General features: G+C 70.8%; 13 protein-coding genes. 3 read left to right on the forward strand and 10 right to left on the reverse strand.

Annotated features, from left to right (window positions below):
- Window positions 1-54: 54 nt before the first annotated feature.
- Window positions 55-1,179: a UDP-N-acetylglucosamine 2-epimerase (non-hydrolyzing) gene (wecB, locus tag ABGB21_RS05485; protein ID WP_347653662.1), complete on the forward strand. Its 1,125-nt coding sequence runs from the start codon at window positions 55-57 to the stop codon at window positions 1,177-1,179.
- Window positions 1,180-1,282: 103 nt separating this feature from the next.
- On the opposite strand, the gene ABGB21_RS05490 is transcribed toward wecB, so the two are convergent.
- From ABGB21_RS05490 to ABGB21_RS05500, 3 genes are all read right to left on the reverse strand, one after another.
- Window positions 1,283-2,524, reverse strand: coding sequence for an acyltransferase (locus ABGB21_RS05490; protein ID WP_347653663.1), 1,242 nt, complete (start codon window positions 2,522-2,524; stop codon window positions 1,283-1,285).
- 172 nt (window positions 2,525-2,696) lie between these two features.
- Window positions 2,697-4,346 carry an ATP-binding protein gene (locus ABGB21_RS05495; RefSeq protein ID WP_347676593.1) on the reverse strand — a complete coding sequence of 550 codons (1,650 nt, stop codon included), beginning with the start codon at window positions 4,344-4,346 and terminating at the stop codon, window positions 2,697-2,699.
- Complete coding sequence (locus ABGB21_RS05500; protein WP_347653665.1) at window positions 4,343-5,122, reverse strand: response regulator transcription factor; 780 nt, start codon at window positions 5,120-5,122, stop codon at window positions 4,343-4,345. Before ABGB21_RS05500 ends, ABGB21_RS05495 begins: the two co-directional genes overlap by 4 nt.
- Window positions 5,123-5,280: 158 nt before the next feature.
- On the opposite strand from ABGB21_RS05500, the gene ABGB21_RS05505 reads away from it, so the two are divergent.
- Both ABGB21_RS05505 and ABGB21_RS05510 read left to right on the forward strand, forming a co-directional pair.
- Window positions 5,281-5,472, forward strand: a complete 192-nt coding sequence (locus tag ABGB21_RS05505) for a hypothetical protein (protein WP_347653666.1) — start codon at window positions 5,281-5,283, stop codon at window positions 5,470-5,472.
- 184 nt (window positions 5,473-5,656) lie between these two features.
- Window positions 5,657-6,688 (forward strand): DUF389 domain-containing protein, encoded by a 1,032-nt coding sequence (locus tag ABGB21_RS05510; RefSeq protein ID WP_347676595.1) that lies wholly within the window; start codon window positions 5,657-5,659, stop codon window positions 6,686-6,688.
- A gap of 97 nt (window positions 6,689-6,785) precedes the next feature.
- Here the strand turns inward: ABGB21_RS05510 and ABGB21_RS05515 are convergent, their stop codons facing one another.
- The 7 genes from ABGB21_RS05515 to ABGB21_RS05545 form a co-directional block, all read right to left on the reverse strand.
- Entirely contained in the window at window positions 6,786-7,979 is a 1,194-nt protein-coding gene (locus ABGB21_RS05515; RefSeq protein ID WP_347676597.1) for a hypothetical protein, read from the reverse strand.
- Window positions 7,980-8,516: 537 nt separating this feature from the next.
- Entirely contained in the window at window positions 8,517-8,963 is a 447-nt protein-coding gene (locus tag ABGB21_RS05520; protein ID WP_347653669.1) for a DUF5980 family protein, read from the reverse strand.
- A 192-nt stretch (window positions 8,964-9,155) separates the two neighbouring features.
- Window positions 9,156-11,750: a rifamycin-inactivating phosphotransferase gene (gene rph / locus ABGB21_RS05525; protein ID WP_347653670.1), complete on the reverse strand. Its 2,595-nt coding sequence runs from the start codon at window positions 11,748-11,750 to the stop codon at window positions 9,156-9,158.
- 431 nt (window positions 11,751-12,181) lie between these two features.
- Complete coding sequence (locus tag ABGB21_RS05530) at window positions 12,182-13,525, reverse strand: hypothetical protein (RefSeq protein ID WP_347676599.1); 1,344 nt, start codon at window positions 13,523-13,525, stop codon at window positions 12,182-12,184.
- Between the two features lie 205 nt (window positions 13,526-13,730).
- On the reverse strand, window positions 13,731-14,516 hold the full coding sequence (locus ABGB21_RS05535) for a hypothetical protein (RefSeq protein ID WP_347676601.1): 786 nt from the start codon (window positions 14,514-14,516) through the stop codon (window positions 13,731-13,733).
- 202 nt (window positions 14,517-14,718) lie between these two features.
- On the reverse strand, window positions 14,719-17,196 hold the full coding sequence (locus tag ABGB21_RS05540; protein ID WP_347653673.1) for a Tex family protein: 2,478 nt from the start codon (window positions 17,194-17,196) through the stop codon (window positions 14,719-14,721).
- A gap of 98 nt (window positions 17,197-17,294) precedes the next feature.
- Window positions 17,295-17,954: a GPP34 family phosphoprotein gene (locus tag ABGB21_RS05545; protein WP_347676603.1), complete on the reverse strand. Its 660-nt coding sequence runs from the start codon at window positions 17,952-17,954 to the stop codon at window positions 17,295-17,297.
- Between the last annotated feature and the right edge of the window lie 24 nt (window positions 17,955-17,978).

Genomic DNA, 17,978 nt, shown 5'->3' on the forward strand with positions numbered 1-17,978 from the left:
CAGTGGGTGGTGCGGGGTCGGTCATGACGGCACCGAGTGGAGCGAGGAGGCGGAATGACCCGGGTGATGACGGTGGTCGGCACCCGGCCGGAGATCATCCGGTTGTCCCGGGTGCTGGACCGGTTGGACCGTACGGTGGAACACCTGCTCGTACACACCGGACAGAACTGGGACCGGGCCCTCTCCGACGTCTTCTTCACCGAACTACGGCTCCGGGAACCCGACCGCTACCTGCGGGTCGACACCTCGTCGCTGGGCCGGGTGCTCGGCGGTGTCCTGACCGGCGTCGAACAGGCGATCACCGAGCTGCGCCCGGACGCACTGCTGGTGCTCGGCGACACCAACAGCTGCATCGCCGCGCTGATGGCCCGCCGGATGCGGGTGCCGGTCTACCACATGGAGGCGGGCAACCGGTGCTTCGACCTGAACGTGCCGGAGGAGACCAACCGGCGGTTGGTCGACCACGTCGCCGACTTCAACCTCGTCTACACCGAACACGCCCGGCGCAACCTGCTCGCCGAGGGCCTGCACCCGCGCCGGATCCTGCACACCGGCTCGCCGATGCGGGAGGTGCTGGACCACTACCGGCCGGACATCAACGCCTCGACCATCCTGCGGCAGCTCGAACTGGAGCCGGGCGGGTACTTCGTGGTCAGTGCGCACCGTGAGGAGAACGTCGACGACCCGGCCCGGCTCGGTCGGCTGCTCGACTGCCTGCGTACGGTCCGGGACGTCTGGCGGCTGCCGGTGCTGGTCTCCACGCATCCGCGTACCCGCAAGCGGCTGGAGGCGTTCGCCGTCGACGCCGGCACCCTGGAGGGGATCGCCTTCCACGAGCCGTTCGGCCTCTTCGACTACGTACGTCTGCAGTCGCAGGCGCGATGCACCCTGTCGGACAGCGGGACGATCAGTGAGGAGGCCGCGATCCTCGGCTTCCCGGCGGTCACCCTGCGGGAGTCGATCGAGCGTCCGGAGGCGCTCGACGCCGGCGGCATCCTCATGACCGGGTTGGAGCCCGACGGCGTACGGGAGGCGGTCGCGGTCGCGGTCGAGCAGGTGGCGGTGGCCGGGGTGCCGTGTCCGGTGGACTACCAGGTGCCGGACACCTCACGTCGGGTCGTCGACTTCATCCTCTCCACCGTGCGGCGGCACCACGACTGGGCCGGCATCCGGCGCTGACGGCATCCCGGTACTTTGGGGCCCCGGCTTCGGGTGCGGCCCTCGGTCGGGGCTGCACCGGCGGGCGGGATGATTGACGGTTCGCGGCCGGCTTCCGGACCGCTCAGTACCGCGTCGGGTGGCGCGGGTGCGGATCGTCGTGACGCTTGGGACCCGGTTCGGGGTGTGTCGCCGTGGCCACCGGGGAGCGGGTGGACCGGACCAGGGCGGGGCCGGCGGTCGATGTTCGGCGGTGGACGACACGGGTACGGCCACGTGTCGCGGCCCAGGCGCGGGTCAGCCCGGTCCGCAGCAGCGGCTGGAGGCGGGCCTCGACGGTCCGGCTGATCAGCCAGGAGAGCGCGCACATGCCGACGACGACGCCAACCAGCAGCACCCACCGGTTCACCCCGGGGGTGAAGAGGTTGAACAGGGCGTAGCCGACGGTGGCGTGGACGAGGTAGAGCGGGTACGTCATCTCACCGAACGGCAGCAGCGCCGGGCCGCTCCACCGGGCCAGCGCCCCGCTCGCGACCAGGGCCATCACCAGGAAGATCGCCGTGACCACCAGGACGACCACCACCGGGTCGAGCCCGGTCGCCTCGGTCCGGTTGCGCAGTTGTGCGAGCTGGACGGCCTGGTAGCTGGCGTTCAGGTGACAGAGCCCGAACAGTACGGCGAGTTCGCGGGTCCACCCGGACCGGTGAACGAGGTGGAGCACCATCCCGGCGATGAAGTAGTGGCTGTACAGCGGCTGTACGACGAGGGCGACGACCGCCTCCGCCGGAACCGGCAGCAGTTCGAGCAGGACCGTGGCGGTGAGCCACCCCCACAGGAGGAGCCGGGTACGCCGGACCGTCAGGCCGAACAGCGCGAAGACGAAGAGCAGGGCGTAGAACCGCCACTCCGACCACAGCGTCCAGTAGACGCCCTCGACGTACTCGACGTTGATCGTGGCCGGGAACATCGTCAGGTTCACCAGATACTGCGGCAGGGTGACGTCGTTGCGGCCCCGGGCCCCGAGTACGACGACGGTCAGCGCGGTGAGCGTGACCGCCACCCAGTAGGCCGGATAGAGCCGGGAGATCCGCGAGATGAGGAAGGCGCTGGGACGTCGTCCCCAGAGGCTCATGAAGACGACCAGGCCGCTGATCATGAAGAAGAGGTCGACGCCGAGGTAGCCGTACCGGGTCACCGCGCCGAGTTCGGGGGCGAAATCCACCTCGGACTCGTTGCTGGCGTGCGCGAACGAGTAGTGCAGCAGCACCACGGCGAGCGCGGCGACGAACCGCAGCAAATCGATCTCGTGCAGGCGCCGTCGTCCGGGCGTGGGCTCCGGGTACTTCCGGGGCGACTGCTCCACCATGCGACTTCCTCTGTCGTGCGTCGTGGTCGGCGGCGGCAGACCGGACCGGTGCGGTGGCCCGTCCCGGAAAGGGGTCGTGCCGGTGCCGGACGGGTCCGCCGATCATTAAACGCACAACCGGACGGCACGTAACGTATCGGGCGCCGGCGCGACCGGCGCTCGCCTCCCGGGCTCAGTGTCGACGGACGGCCGGCGCGACCGGCAGCGTGATGGTGAACGTCGTTCCGACGCCCAGTTCGCTGGCGACCCGGATCACCCCACCGTGGTCGGTGACGATCTGGCGGACGATGGCCAGACCGAGGCCGCTGCCTCCGGTCTTCCGCCCCCGGGCCGAGTCCGCACGCCAGAACCGGTCGAAGACGTGCGGAAGGGCCTCCGGCGCGATCCCCGAACCGGTGTCGGCGACCCGGAGCACCGCCGAGTCGCCGGAGTGTTCGGCGCCGAGGGTGATGGTCCCGCCCCGGCCGGTGGCCCGCAGGGCGTTCGTGACCAGGTTGCCCAGCACCTGCCGCATCCGGTCCGGGTCGACGTACACCGGCGGCAGCGGTCCGGCTGACACGGTCAGGGTGACCCCGGCCGCGTCGGCGCCGGCCCGGTGCGCGGTGCGGCAGGTCTCCAACAGTTCCGCCAGGTCCACGACGGTCCGGTGGTACGCCAGGCTGCCGGCCTCCGCCAGGGCCAGGTCCTGCAGGTCGTCGACGATCCGCTGCTGCAGGACCGCCTCCTCGTGCAGCGAGGCGAACAGCTCGGGATCCGGGTCGATCACCCCGTCGGAGAGCGCCTCGAGATAACCGCGCAGGTTTGCCAGTGGCGTACGCAGTTCGTGCGCGACGTCCGCGACCAACCGGCGTTGCCGCTCCTCGCCGCGTTGCAGCGAGTCGGCCATCCGGTTGAACGAGCGGGCCAGGGTGGCCAGTTCGTCGTTGCCGTCGACCGGCACCCGACTCGTCAGGTCGCCCCGGCCGAGCCGCTGGGAGGCGGCGGTCAGTGTACCGATCGGCCGGAGCACCCGGTGGCTGAGCAGTGCGGTCACGATGATCGTCACGGCGGCCACCCCGGCCGCGGCGGCGAGCAGCGGACCGATCACCAGCGACCGCCCGCCGACCCCGACGTACACCTGGGCCCGCTTCGGTGCCACCTCGTCGATCCGGTCCGCGAAGACCTGGGCCAGGCAGTCGTGGTCCGGCTCGGTGTCGACGGCGACCACACACTCGCCGACCCGGCGCCGGTCCTCCTCGAGCGCGGCTGCCGGCTCGCGGGGGTAGCCGCTGCAGGAGCCGACGATCGGACTGGAGCCGGCGGTGGCGGTATCGGCCTGAACACCGGGGACCCCGTACGAGGCGGGGGTCAGGACCACGTCGACGCCTCTACGGGTCAGGCAGGCGGCGAGCCGTACGTCCGCCCGGTAGGTCTGGATCCTCTTGAGCGTGATCGCCGCCGCGCCCTGGTCGACCCCGGTCAGGTCCAGGGACGGTCGGGGGTTGATCGGGGCGTTGACCGCACCGATCGCGCGTACCTGTCGGGTCGGGTTCGCCTCGTGGTCGGTGTCGACGATCACCTCGCCGTTCTCCGTGATCAGGTGGATCCGCTGCCCGGTCTGCCGGCCCAACCCCACCACCAGGTTGCTGACACCCTCCCAGGTGCCGTGGCGGAGTCCGTAGTCGGAGAGCTGGTAGGCGATCTCGTCGAGCTGGGCCGAGGCGGCACTGTCCGGCTCGTTGATCTGCTGGGTGGCACCGCGCAGGATCAGCCAGGCGGTGACGGCGGTCGCGCTGACCGCGACGAGCATCACCAGGCCGAGTACCCGGAACCGGAAACTCACGCCGGGGAGTCCGCCCGGGTGACCGTGGTGGCTGCCGGACGCGATCCGGTGTCGGCGGGCGGGTCACCGCCGTCGGCCTGCTGCCCGGTGGGCGGTTCGGCCAGCCGGTAACCGCGTCCGAAGACGGTCTGGACGTACCGGGGCTCGGCCGGATCCTCCTCGATCTTGCGGCGCAGGTTCATCACGTGCGCGTCGACCGTCCGCTCCAGCACGTAGTGGTCGAACCCGAAGGCCCGGTCGATGATCTGGGCCCGGGTGAACGCCCGGCCCGGCTCACCGGCCAGCACCTCCAGGATCCCGAACTCCTTGGCGGTGAGCGTGATCAGGCGTCCGCCGATCCGTACCTCGAACCGGCCCGGGTCGACCTCGAGGTCCCCGACCCGCAGCACCGCCTGGTTGCCGGCGCTCAGGACGCCCGACCGACGCAGCAGGGCCCGTACCCGGGCGGTCAGCTCCCGCGGACTGTACGGCTTGGTGAGGTAGTCGTCGGCGCCGATGTCGAGACCGAGGAGGACGTCGTCCTCGGTCGTCCGCGCGGTCAGCAGCAGGATCGGCAGGTTGGACTCGGTCCGGAGGATCCGGCAGACGTCGAGCCCGTCCATCACCGGCATCATCACGTCGAGGATCGCGAGGTCCGGCCGGCGGGTCCGGCACTGCTCCAGGGCTGTCCGGCCGTCGCCGACCACCAGCACACTGTGGCCCTCCCGCTCGAGATAGACCCGAACCAGGTTGGCCTGTTTCGGGTCGTCCTCGGCGACCAGTATCCGCGCGCTCATGTTTCCCCATTCTGCCTGCTTGCCGCTGGTGTCGATGAGAGCGGTCCGGCGGTGAAGAAGTGATGAAAATTGCATGGAGAAGCTGTCGGACAAAGACCACATCGGCCGGGGACGGAATCTTCACCGGTTCCGCACAATCGCTGGCTAATGTTGCCGCCATGGCACTCGAAGTGTTGCTCATGGCCGGGATGTCCGGCGGATCCGGTGACCAGGAGAGTCGGCGTCGGGCCGTACGTCGGCGGATCCGGGAGACCGTCGCGGTCCGGCGGGCCTGCGCGGAGGTGAGCGCCCAGGTTGAGCTGGCGACGGAGCCGGGTGCCGAGGTGGCCCCGGAGCCGAGCCTGCCCTGACTCCGCCCTGAGCCGACGGAGCTGGCGAGGGTCGTGGCCTGACGGCCCCGACGGAGCTGGCGAGGGTCGTGGCCTGACGGCCCCGACGGAGCTGGCGAGGGTCGTGGCCTGACGGCCCCGACGGAGCTGACTAGAGTCGTCGCCTGACGGCCCAGCCGGGCCGGCCCGGGCGAAGGGTGACGGCGTGCTGCACCTGCGGATCATCGTGCCGACCGACCGGTCGGCCGACGTACTCGACCTGCTCTCCCGCGAAGCGGCGGTGACACACGTCATCGTGCTGCCGGACGCCGCCCGGACGCCGCCCGGAGACGTCGTCCTCTGCGATGTCGCCCGGGAAGGGGCCGACGAGGTCCTCGACGCGCTCCAGGCGCTCGGCGTGCACCGGTCCGGCGCGGTCGTCGGCGACGGCGTCGACGTGACCCTCTCCGCCGCCGCCGACCGGGCCGTCGACGCGGCACCCGGGCTCGGCACCGACGCCGTCGTCTGGGAGGAGGTCGCCCAGAAGACCGGCGAGGAGACGCAGCTCTCCGCGACGTACCTGCTGCTGATCACCCTGGCGACCATCATCGCCGGCATCGCGGTGCTGCTCGACCAGCCGATTCTGATCATCGGGGCGATGGTGGTCGGCCCGGAGTTCGGCCCGCTCGCCGCGCTCAGTGTGGCGCTGCTGCGCTGGCGGCCGTCGGTGATCCGCCGGTCGCTGCTGGCGCTGGGGGTCGGTTTCCTGGTCGCGGTGGTGGTGACCGTGCTCGCCACCTGGGTGCTGACCGCCGCCGACCTCGTCAACGAATCGATGCTGCTCGCCGAACGCCCGATCACCGACTTCATCTGGCGCCCGGACGCCCTCTCCTGGGTGGTCGGGTTCCTTGCCGGGGTGGCCGGCATGCTCGCGGTCACCTCCAACAAGTCCGGCTCGCTGGTCGGCGTGCTGATCTCGGTCACCACCGTGCCGGCGGCGGCGAACGCCGCGGTGGCGCTCGCCTACGGCGTGTTCGAGGAGGCGGTCGGCTCGGCCGTCCAACTGCTGATCAACGTCTGCGCGATCGTGCTGGCCGGGGTGCTCACCCTGCTGGTCCAGCGGCTCTGGTGGCACCGGGTGACGGCACGTCGCCCCACCCTCCCGGCCCGCCGGATGCCGGCCGTGCTGTCCCCGAGGATCGCCCCCCGGCGGCCGGAGGCCTCGGAGGCGTCGGACCCGGCGGCCTCCCGTCCGTGATCCTTCGCCGCTCCGCGGCCCCGCTTTGCCGCCGACGACAGTCGTCACGCCGACGATCCGGGTTTGACCACCCCGTCCGCGCCGCCGGCGGCGCCGGTCACCGGACCGTGGTGACGGCGCGGCGCCGGCGCTGCCAGTACGCGACAGTGACCACCCCCAGTAGCGGCCCCCACAACAGCAGCGGGGCGTAGCTGGTGATGAGCGCGGCGAAGTGCCAGTCGTACGTCGTCAGAAGGTGTCCTGCGGGAAGTTTCTCGCCCTGGACGGTACGCCCGGCAGCCACCGCCAGGATGCTGCCGGTCCACAGGACCGTCAGCGTGGCGGCACCGAGGGCGGCGGGGACGACGGCGGCCAGTGCCGGCACTCTCCGTCCCCGTAAACCGGGGATCCAGCGGGGGAACATCTCCCCCCACCGGGCGATCAGCCCGATCGCGGTGAACGCCAGCAGTTCGGAGAAGAGCGACAGGACGACCACGTACACCTCCATGGGCAGCCACGACGGAACGTCGCCCTGGCCGGCGTTCGCTTGACCGCCATCGAGAGGTACGTCGAAGATGATCACCGCGACCCGCCAGACGGCGGAGGGCAGCACCGTGAACGGGATGACGTAGGCGGCGATTCGCGCCCAGCGGGGGACGCCGGCTACCGGAGCGTGGGCAGCTGACCAGGCGGCGCGCAACCGCCCGGGTGGGGCTGGCACGGTCGGGGCCGCACCCGGCGGGATGCGTCGTCCCTCACTTGAAGCGTTCCGGGATGAGGTCCGGTCGGGTGGGTCGGCGGGGGAGAGGCCGTCGGGGACCACAGCCAGCAGCCGGGGAACCGGGCGACCGCGTAGTCCCGGCACCCAACGCGGGAACTGCTGCCCCCACTGCTGCACCAGGCCGAGGACGAGCAGTCCGGCAAGCGGCGGAACGACGGTGATCGCCACGCCGGTCGGCGTCGAGAGGCCCCGGTGGATGCCGTCCAGTTCGCGGTCGGAGATGCCGAACGGAACGCCGAGCGCCCAGAGCCCGTGTGGTACGGCCCAGCCGGCGATCGGCAACGACACGGCGACGTACGCCCAGCGGCGGGTCCACCGCGGCACCGGCCGGTAGCCGGCAGTCAGCGGTCCGCGCTGTGGGCCGCTCCCGTTGGCGAGTCCGCAGAAAAGGACACCGCCGGCCACCAGCGCCAGCCGGGCGCCGAGGTCACGCCAGTCCGAGGGACGTCCGGCGAGTGCTGCCGGGAGTTCGAAGAGCAGATGCAGCGGGGAAGGCGACGAGCAGGAGCAGACCCGCGGCCGCCCAGCCACCGGCGGCCGTCCAGCGACCGGGAAACCGCACTGCGCACACGGTCACCATCGCGAGGAGCGCGGCGGCGCCCAGGGCTCCCCAACCCGACCAGAACGGCAGCACGTCCACCTGGTCCGCGCCGCAACCACCCGCAGGATCGCCCAGGTCGGTCCGGTCGCACGCGGTGTACCCCCACCGACCGCCCACGATCCAGTACAGACGCAGGGTCGCCTCACCGGCGACGAACAGCAGGCAGGCCACCGCCCACCACCCGGCCCGCCGGTCTCGGGTGGCCCCCGCCGATGGCTGATACCGCGCAGGGCGTTCCGGCATGTCGACTCCCCGTGGTGGCGGCCGTGCTGTCACCCTATTTCTCGGCGGAGTCCGCTGTGGACGTGCTGAGCCGCACTCAGCCGACGCTCAGCCGTCGGGGCCCTGGTACGGATTGTCGGCACCGACCACACGGTGTGGTTCGCGGCAAAGCTGGTGCGGAGGCCGTCGCGGGCACGACGACATCCGCACCAGCTCTCGGCGCACGGCCGGTGTACCGCCGGAACTCAGCGGCAGCCCCAGCTCTCCTGCACCGTGATCGTGACCGGCACACGCTGCGTCGACACCCCGTCGGATGCCGTCAGTACCGGCTGGTACACCCCGAACGGCAGCGGTGGCAGGGTCATCGCGATCAGGTTGATCGCGGTGTGACCGTCGCTCGATCCGGGTGGGATCGGTGCGTGCGGCAGGCTCGTGGTGGTGCCGGCCGGCAGGTTCCGTGCCCCGACCTCGAGCGGCCTCGACCACGTTCCGTCGACGGTGATCCAGAAGTACGTCCACCAGGACTGGTCGGCCGGGATGCAGATCCGCTGTCCAATGTTTGTCAGCTGCCAGCTGGGCACCGGCGGGCGGTGACCCGCCGCCGTGGCCGGCTGGCTGCCGACCAGCACGAGCGTCAGCGCGGTGATCAACCCGAGCGCCAGTCGGGCGACGCCGAAGGGCGAGCGTGTCATCAAGGCCTCCCCAAGCTCGTCAGCCGGGCGGCCGACACCCGACTCCGCCGTCATCCGAGTCGCCGCACCGAAAACCACAGCTTGCCGGTGCTGTTTCAGAGAGATATCAGAAGTCGACATTCCGGCCGGTGGGCCCGATCGGAAGCGCCACTCCGGCCGGACGTCGCGCACGGTGCTGCGCCGGGTGGTCGGTCAGGACAGGATCTCGACGTACCCGTCGGCTCCGTGCACCCGGATCCGCTGCCCGTCCCGGATCAGCCGGGTGGCATCCACCACGCCGACGACGGCCGGCAGCCCGTACTCCCGGGCGATCACCGCGCCGTGGGTCATCAGGCCTCCCACCTCCGTCACCAGGGCCGTGACCGCGACGAACAGGGGTGACCAGCTCGGATCGGTGTGCGCGGTGACCAGGATGTCGCCCGCCTCGACATCGGCCGCCGCCAGGTCGAGAATGACCCGGGCCCTGCCCTCGACCGTCCCGGCGGAGACCGGCAGCCCGACCAGGGCTCCGGCCGGCACGTCGTCCCGCCGGTACGCCCCGACGAACGCCTCGCCGTCCGACGTGAGCACCCGGGGTGGGGTGAGCGCGTGGTACGACCGGAACGCCTCCTCACGTCGCCGGATGAGCTGGTCGTCCACCTGGTGCGTGCGTACTGCGGCGTGCAGTTCCTCGAACGTGAGATAGAAGATGTCTTCCGGGTCGGTGAGCACGCCGGCCCGTACGAGGCGCCCGGCCTCCGCCAGCAGGGCCTGCTTGTAGACGAGGTAGCGGCTGACGATGCCGTACTTCGGGTACTCCCGGTAGCCGACGAAGGTCCGGACCCGGTCGATCATCCGTTTGGTCTCGTCGGCCTTCCGCGTGCCGTCCGGCAGCACCCGTAGGCGGGCGAGCACCTCCTGTTCCTTCTCGTGTGCCTTCTGCCGCCCCTGTGCGAAGCGCCGCGCGGCGGCACCCGGTGCGAAGTTCCGGACGTTGTCGAGGATCAGCGGCACGAGTGTGCTGGGGCGTTCGCTCCAGCGTGGCCTCGTGATGTCTATCTCGCCGACGCAGCGCATGCCGTACCGGTCCAGGTAGCCCTCGATGGCGTCTCGTGCCTCGGTCCCACCGGCGAGTTTCGGCAGCTCGTCCAGGAAGCCCTCGTCCTCGACGCCCTGCAGGAACGTCACCACCTCGGGGTGGGGGCGGATCACGTCGGCGACGTCGAGCAGCGCCAGGCCCATCTCCGAGGTGATGTTGTCGGGGACGGAGAGCGTGAGCGTGTCGGCCGCGTTCTTCTCGCCGAGCCACTCCCGCAGGTTGTCGTTGAGCCACCAGGTGGCCTCCATCCCTGCCATGATCACCCGCATGCTCAGCGGATCACCGAGGATCCGTTTGTGCTCGGCGAATGCCTCCAGCAGGAAGTCGAACAGCGCCGGTCCGGTCAACGCCGCGATGTCTCGGCGCAGTGCGGCGATGGACGCCTGGCTGCGCGCGATCAGGTCGGTGACGAGGGCCGGATCCGTGTCGATCGGCGCCGGCGGGCCGCCGGCCGGCGGGCCGCCGGGACCTGCGTTCGGAAGCGACGGGACGAAATCGCGGTCGAGCACGGTCTCCAGCGCGTCCCTGACCAACGGATCGGATCTTCCCGCGAGGTCCAGGAGGCTGGCGCGGCTCGTGGGCGAGGCCAGGGCCCGGGTGGCGTCGACGAACAGCCTCCCGCCGGCCTCGTGCATCGGTGCCATCGCCGTCAGCTGCCACACGGAGATCCCCAGGGGCTTCATCGGGTCGGTCATCATCTGCTGGTGGCCGACCGAGACGTACACGTGGTTCTCCTGGTCACCGGTTGCGGGAATGGGGAACAGCGTGGTGATCGGCCGGCTCTGCACGATCTGGAAGTCGTCGTCGACCAGGCACCATTCGATGTCCTGCGGCCGGCCGAAGTGCGCCTCGATCCGCCGGCCGAGCCGCACGAGCCGGACGACCTGGACATCCGTCAGCGTCGGCTGCTCCTGCCGCCCCGGGTCGATCGCCACCTCCCGCGTACCGCCGTCCGGTCGGGGCTGCACGGCACGCTGTTTGGCGGCGATCGTCCTGCCGACGATCTCGCCGTGGCGCACCGTGTAGACGTCCGGACTCACCAGGCCGGAGACCAGGGCCTCGCCGAGGCCGAAGCTGGCCTCCACGGTGGCCACCTTCCGGTTGCCCGTGACGGGGTCGGCGGTGAACAGGACGCCGGCCACCTGCGGGAGGACCATCCGCTGTACGACCACGGCCATCCACACCGTACGGTGGTCGATGCGGTTCCGCTGGCGGTAGGTCACCGCCCGCTCGGTGAACAGCGACGCCCAGCAGCGGCTGACGTGGTGGAGGATCGCCGCCGTCCCCACCACGTTGAGGTACGTGTCCTGCTGCCCGGCGAAGGAGGCCGTCGGCAGGTCCTCGGCCGTCGCGCTGGATCGGACGGCGTAGGCGGCCCGCTCGCCGGACCGGGTGAGCGCGCCGGTGATCGCCGCAGCCAGCTCGTCGGGGAGGGTGATCTCCTCTATGGTCCGGCGGATCTCTGCACTGAGCGTGCCGATCGCCTTCCGGTCGTCCGGGTCCAGGCGCGACAACCGGTCGAGCTGGGCGTCGACGGACGGTGCCTCCGCCATGATCCGCCGGAAGGCGTCCGTCGTGACGCAGAAGCCGGCCGGCACCTGGACGCCGTCGACATCTGACAGCCCGCCCAGGTGTGCGCCCTTGCCGCCGACAAGCGCGATCTGCGTCTCGTCGACCTGCCGGATATCCACCACATACTGCTCGCTCATAACGACACCATTTCCGTCGGTAGCCGTGCTCCCGCGCTGGGCGGTTCCCGTTTCCGCAGGTCGCGGCCTCGGCCGACGATTCTGCGCCACGACCCGGGCCTTGCCGCAAGCCCCCCGGTGCGATATATGTTGGTAGTGGCAGGGAGAGTGTTCTTCCTGCCTTTGTCTTTGTTGGCAAGCCCCGCCCTTGTTGGCAGGCCCCTTCAACGTTCTGCGGCGGCGATCAGCACTCTGCGGCGGCAACTCGTCCCTGTGCCGGCGACGCCCCGACGGTCCGGCCGACCCGGCCCGGGCACAGGTCGAGATCCGGGTGTCGCCAACTCGACTGGCAGAGCATTTCGACCCGGTAGCGCGTCCGTTCGGACGCGCCGGAGTCACGCGGACAGAGGCGAGTTGCCGAGGGCCGACATCGCGTGCGGCGCTTCCGGCCGTCAATGCCGTTTCGGTGGCCGTAACACGAGCCTGTCTGCGGACCGGACGAGGCGGTCGTCGTCGACGGCGAACGACACGCCGTCGAGCCGTTCTTCGGGTAGCCCCTGGTTACGGTCGCGTCGAAGGTACACGGAGAGCGGCGGCGAGACGACGGGGTCGGCGTCGGTGTGGAAACGGACGCGGACCGTGTAGGTGCCGGATCGCCTGGCCGTGATGACGACGTGGAAACGATCTGGTTCGCCGGGAGGGATGGTGCGCGAGATCGGGTAGCCACGGCGGGTTTCCGTTTCCGGATCGAGCACGGCGACCACCGCTTCGCTCGGCGTCAGTGGAGCAAACATGACCTGGTGGGGGTCGTACCTGAAGCGGTCCACGACGATCCAGAGTTCTCCCTCGGCGGGTCGGTCCAGGGGCGTCAGGGCCACCGCCTCCCGGCGTACCCGAGCCTCGGTTGCGGTGCGGTAGGCGACATCGAGCGTGAGGCGTACCGGTAGTTGCCTCGTTTCGATCTGTGACATGAACCTGATGTGCCACCTCTGCCGGGCATCATCGGGTCCGCGAGAAAGATCGGAAAAGTACTCCTGAACGTGCCACTTCTCGTGATGGGAGAGCAGCATCCCGAAGTCGTCCAGGTCCGTGACCGCCGGCTGACGTGCTTCCATGGCCGTCACCACCCGCTCGCGCAGGGAACCACGCCTGGTGGTGAGTTCGTCGAACTCTTCCTGATCGATCCGGTCGAGCGGAACGGTCAGGACTTCACGGCGTTCGCCGGAGTCGATGTCCGCGACGGCGGCAAGGCCTTCCGACGGAAGGAGGCGCGCCAGGACGGGGTCGGTGATCCTGACCTCACAGTCCCGCGCCGCTCCCCAGCCGACGTTGCTGACGGTGACCCCGAGCCCACGAGGTCCGCTGCGTTCGTGGGAGAAGGCCAGGACGGGTGTGGAGTCGGGCTCGAACGAGATCACCTCGACATCGAAGTGGTGTAGGACGGACGAGACCGTGCCGCGGTTGACGAACTTGAAGTCCAGTGCCGCGCAGTGCGTCCACACGCCGGCAACGTGCAGGTGATCGTCGACCGACGAGTCGACCAGCACGGTGTCGGACCGTCGGGGCGGCGGAGCCGGACTGGCGTGCGCCGCGACCCGATCTGTCGGGTACGGCGAGCCGGGTTCCCGGTCGCCCTGGGCGCGGCGGCCATGGATGACGTCAAGGCCGATGGACAGCGCGCAGACGGCGGCCAGCAGTGGCCAGAGCAGCCACGGGCTCGACAACCATCCGGTCATGCTGTTGCTTGCCACATTGATGGTGATGCCCGCGGCGGTGCTTACCAGGACCACCGTCACTGACCGGACGGGCAACCGTCTCATGTGAGGTCCGACGTCCTTTCTCGCTTCCCGGCAGGAGACCGGCGACCCGGTTCGCGCTGACTGCCGGCGCACGTCCGGGCGGGGCAGCAGCGTCGACTCCACCGCTCGTCCGGGTCTGACACCGCCCATACTCGCCCATCAATTCAAGAAGATCCCGGCGTGGAGCGGAAGGAGCGCGCGTTCAACGGCCGTCGACGGTGCCTGCGTGGGCGGACCCGTAGGGTGTGCGACGCCGTACTCGGCTGTGCTGAACCCACAGGTTCTCCTCGACGTATACGCCGCGATCCCGTTCCCGGTCGATGAGCACGAGGTTGAGCGCACCGGGGACCACGTATTCCCGGGTGACGGGAAAGACCATGTCCGTCCAGCTCTCCCATTCGGCGACGGTTCCCTCGATCGCCATCGATCTCGGAGCTGGACCGAGGACCCGGGCTCCCATCCGCTGGTGGGTGCGGATCCACGGATCGATCGAGAGCCCGTCCGGGCGGGTCCATTCGGCGTACTCGGCCATCGGCACCGTCGGGTAGCGGTACTTCCACGTCGGTCGGAGCGGTGCGACCAGCTGCCTGAGCCCGTCGTGGCGCGCCCGTCGTGCCAACTCCTCAAGCACGACCCCGGCCAAGCCCCGCCGGTCGTGTGCGGCGTTCACGGCGACGGCCATGAAACTCAGGCTCGTGGGCTCGACGCCGGTTTCCCGGCCGTCCACCGCACGGATCAACGCGTCGTCATAGCCGGATGGCAGGTCGTCGACGTTGCCGTCCCAGGCCATCGGCACTCCCCAACCGCCGGCGACGACCGTGCCCTCCTCGAGCACCATGATGTCGTACCGCGCGAAGTACTCCTCGGCCCGGCCCAGGTACCTCTTCGGCACGTCGTTGTGGAAAACGAACTCCGGCCAGCGTTCCTGGAACACGACGGCCGCCATCTCGTGCAGCTCGGGCCGATCGGCGCGAGTAACGATCTCCACGGCGGCAAGATATCGGCGGTGATCTGTGGACGCAACGGAATAGTCCGGCCTACACCCTGTGCCCGACCCGCAGGACAAGGACGTATGCGACAGCGAGGCCCCGCCGGACCCGGGGTCCGGCGGGGCCGTCACACGTGGTGTCGAACGCTCGGAGCGTCCACGTCATGCCGTGTGTCACGGCCGACGTGCGAAGAAACCTCGGTCAGGCGAGGCCGGCCCGGCGCAGGGCGTCGGCCATCGCGCTGTTGGCCGCACCGCCGGAGCCGCCCTGGCCGCCGCGACCGCCCCGGGACTGCTGACCACCCCGGCCCTGACCCTGACCCTGGCGGGACTGGCCCTGGCCCTGACGCGACTGACCCTGGCCCTGGCGGGGCTGGCCGCCGCCGCGCGGCGTACCCCGGTCCTGGTTGCCCCGGTCGGTGCCGGCGCCACCGGACGGACGCTGGCCGGCCTCGGCCTCGTCCTCCAGGCGCAGGGTGAGCGAGATCCGCTTCCGGGGTACGTCCACGTCCAGCACCTTCACCCGGACCACGTCCCCGGGCTTCACCACGTCGCGCGGGTCCTTGACGAAGGTCCGGGACATCGCCGAGACGTGCACCAGACCGTCCTGGTGCACCCCGACGTCGACAAACGCGCCGAACGCCGCCACGTTGGTGACGACACCCTCCAGCAGCATGCCCGGCGTCAGGTCGCTGATCTTCTCCACCCCGTCGGCGAAGGTCGCGGTCCGGAACGCCGGACGCGGGTCCCGACCCGGCTTTTCCAGTTCCTTGAGGATGTCGGTGACGGTCGGCAGTCCGAACGTGTCGTCGACGTAGTCGGCGGGCTTGAGCTTGCGCAGCATCGCCGTCTTCCCGATCAGCGTGCCGAGCTCACTCCCGGTCGACGCGAGGATCCGGCGGACCACCGGGTACGCCTCCGGGTGCACGCTCGAGGCGTCCAGCGGATCGTCGCCGTTCGGGATCCGCAGGAAGCCGGCGCACTGCTCGAACGCCTTGGGACCGAGCCGGGGGACCTGCTTGAGCGCCTGCCGGCTGCGGAACGGGCCGTTGGCGTCCCGGTGCAGCACGATGTTCTCGGCCAGCCCGGCGCCGATCCCGGAGACCCGGGTCAGCAGTGGCGCGGAGGCGGTGTTGACGTCCACCCCGACCCCGTTCACACAGTCCTCCACCACCGCGTCCAGCGAGCGGGAGAGCTTCACCTCGGAGAGGTCGTGCTGGTACTGCCCGACCCCGATCGACCGGGGGTCGATCTTCACCAGTTCGGCGAGCGGGTCCTGCAGCCGGCGGGCGATCGAGACCGCGCCGCGCAGCGAGACGTCCATCCCCGGCAGCTCCTGGGAGGCGTACTCGGAGGCGGAGTAGACCGAGGCGCCGGCCTCGGAGACCATCACCTTCGTCAGGTTCAGGTCCGGGTGCCGGCGGATCAGGTCGGCGGCGAGCTTGTCGGTCTCCCGGCTCGCCGTGCCGTTGCCGATCGCGACCAGCTCGACGCCGTGCGCGCGGGCCAGTTTGGCCAGCGTCTCGACCGAGGCGTCCCACTGCCGGCGCGGCTCGTGCGGGTAGATGGTGTCGGTCGCCAGCACCTTGCCGGTGTCGTCGACCACCGCGACCTTCACCCCGGTCCGCAGGCCAGGGTCCAATCCCATGGTGGGCCGGGTGCCGGCCGGCGCGGCGAGCAGCAGGTCCCGCAGGTTCGCCGCGAAGACCCGGACCGCCTCGTCCTCCGCCGCCTGCCAGAGCCGGACCCGCAGGTCCGCGCCGAGGTGGATGAGGATCCGGGTACGCCACGCCCAGCGCACCGTGTCGGACAACCACCGGTCGCCCGGCCGGCCCTGGTCGACCACCCCGAACCGGGCGGCGATCTCTCGTTCGTAGCGGCTCGGCCCCACCGGTACGTCGTCCGGCGCCGGCGCCTCCTCCGGGTCCAGGGTCAGCTCGAGCACGCCCTCCTTCTCACCCCGGAACATCGCCAGGATCCGGTGCGACGGCAGCTTCGGGTACGGCTCGGCGAAGTCGAAGTAGTCGGCGAACTTGGCACCCGCCTCCTGCTGCCCGTCGCGTACCCTGGCGACCAGCCGGCCCCGCGACCACATCTGCTCACGCAGCGAGCCGATCAGGTCGGCGTCCTCGGCGAACCGCTCGACCAGGATGGCCCGGGCCCCGTCCAGCGCCGCCGTCGGGTCGGCCACCCCGGCGTCCGGGTTCACGAAGCCGGCCGCCACCGTGCGCGGATCCTGGTCCGGGTCGGCGAGCAGCGTCTCGGCCAGCGGCTCCAGCCCCGCTTCCCGGGCGATCTGGGCCTTGGTCCGCCGCTTCGGCTTGTACGGCAGGTAGATGTCCTCCAGCCGGGCCTTCGAGTCGGCCGCCATGATCTGCGCCTCGAGCGCCTCGTCCAGCTTGCCCTGGCCGCGGATCGACTCCAGCACCGCGGCCCGCCGCTCGTCCAGCTCCCGCAGGTAGCGCAGCCGCTCCTCGAGCGCGCGCAGCTGGGCGTCGTCCAGCGAGCCGGTCACCTCCTTGCGGTACCGGGCGATGAACGGCACCGTCGACCCGCCGTCGAGCAGCTCGACGGCGGCCCGCACCTGCCGCTCCTGGACGCCGAGTTCCTCGGCGATCCGCTGGTCCACCGAGCGCGGCTGTACAGAGATTGTCACGATCCTGATCCGCCTTTTCCCCACTGGTCGTTCCGTCGTGCATTGTGCCGCACGCGTCGCCGTACGCCCGGGAAGGTGGGGCCGGAGGCGGAAAGGGGTCCGGTGACCGTGGACACCGGTGGTCAGCGACGGAGGGAGACGGTGCCGGCCGCGACGGTGGAGTCGACCGCGTCGACCAGGTCACCGAGTTCGGGCGGGAGCAGGCGACGGGCGGCGGCGATCCGGTTGGCCACCACGGTCCGGTTGGTCGGGATCAGCGCCCGGATCAGCCCGGCGGCCTGGACCAGCCCGGCCAGCGTCGCGGTCCGTACGTCCAACGGCTGCTCGGAACGTTCCAGCACGGCGACGAGCCGTACCCGGGGGCGGGCCACCCGGTTCGGGTCCAGGCCGGGCCAGCGCACCGTGGTCCGCAGGTTGAGACTCCGGCTGGTGGTACGGCGGACCGCGCCCGCGCTCACGAGTCGGTCGCCGACGTGGTCGCGGGCCCGGGAGGCGAGGAACTCCAGCCACGACCGCACCGGATGCCCGTCGCCACGGCGCACCATCTCCCCGAGGACCCGGTCGGTCACCGGCTCCTGCCAGGCCCGGTCGTCGGCGACGTACACCTGGGAACGGAGGAGGGTGATCCGCGCGTCGAACAGGAGTTCGGCGACGAGGGCGCCGGCCAGCGCGGAATTCACCATCACCGCTGAGGCAAGCGCCTTCCCGCTGTAGTCGTCGTGCGCGATGAGAAAGAGTTCGTCGGCCAGCCGTTCGCCGGGTTGGCCGGAGTGTCTGGTCATTTGTCATCCTTGGCCGGCCGGCGG

The sequence above is a fragment of the Plantactinospora sp. B24E8 genome (genome assembly GCF_039871735.1).
In the GTDB taxonomy this organism is placed as follows: Bacteria; Actinomycetota; Actinomycetes; order Mycobacteriales; family Micromonosporaceae; genus Plantactinospora.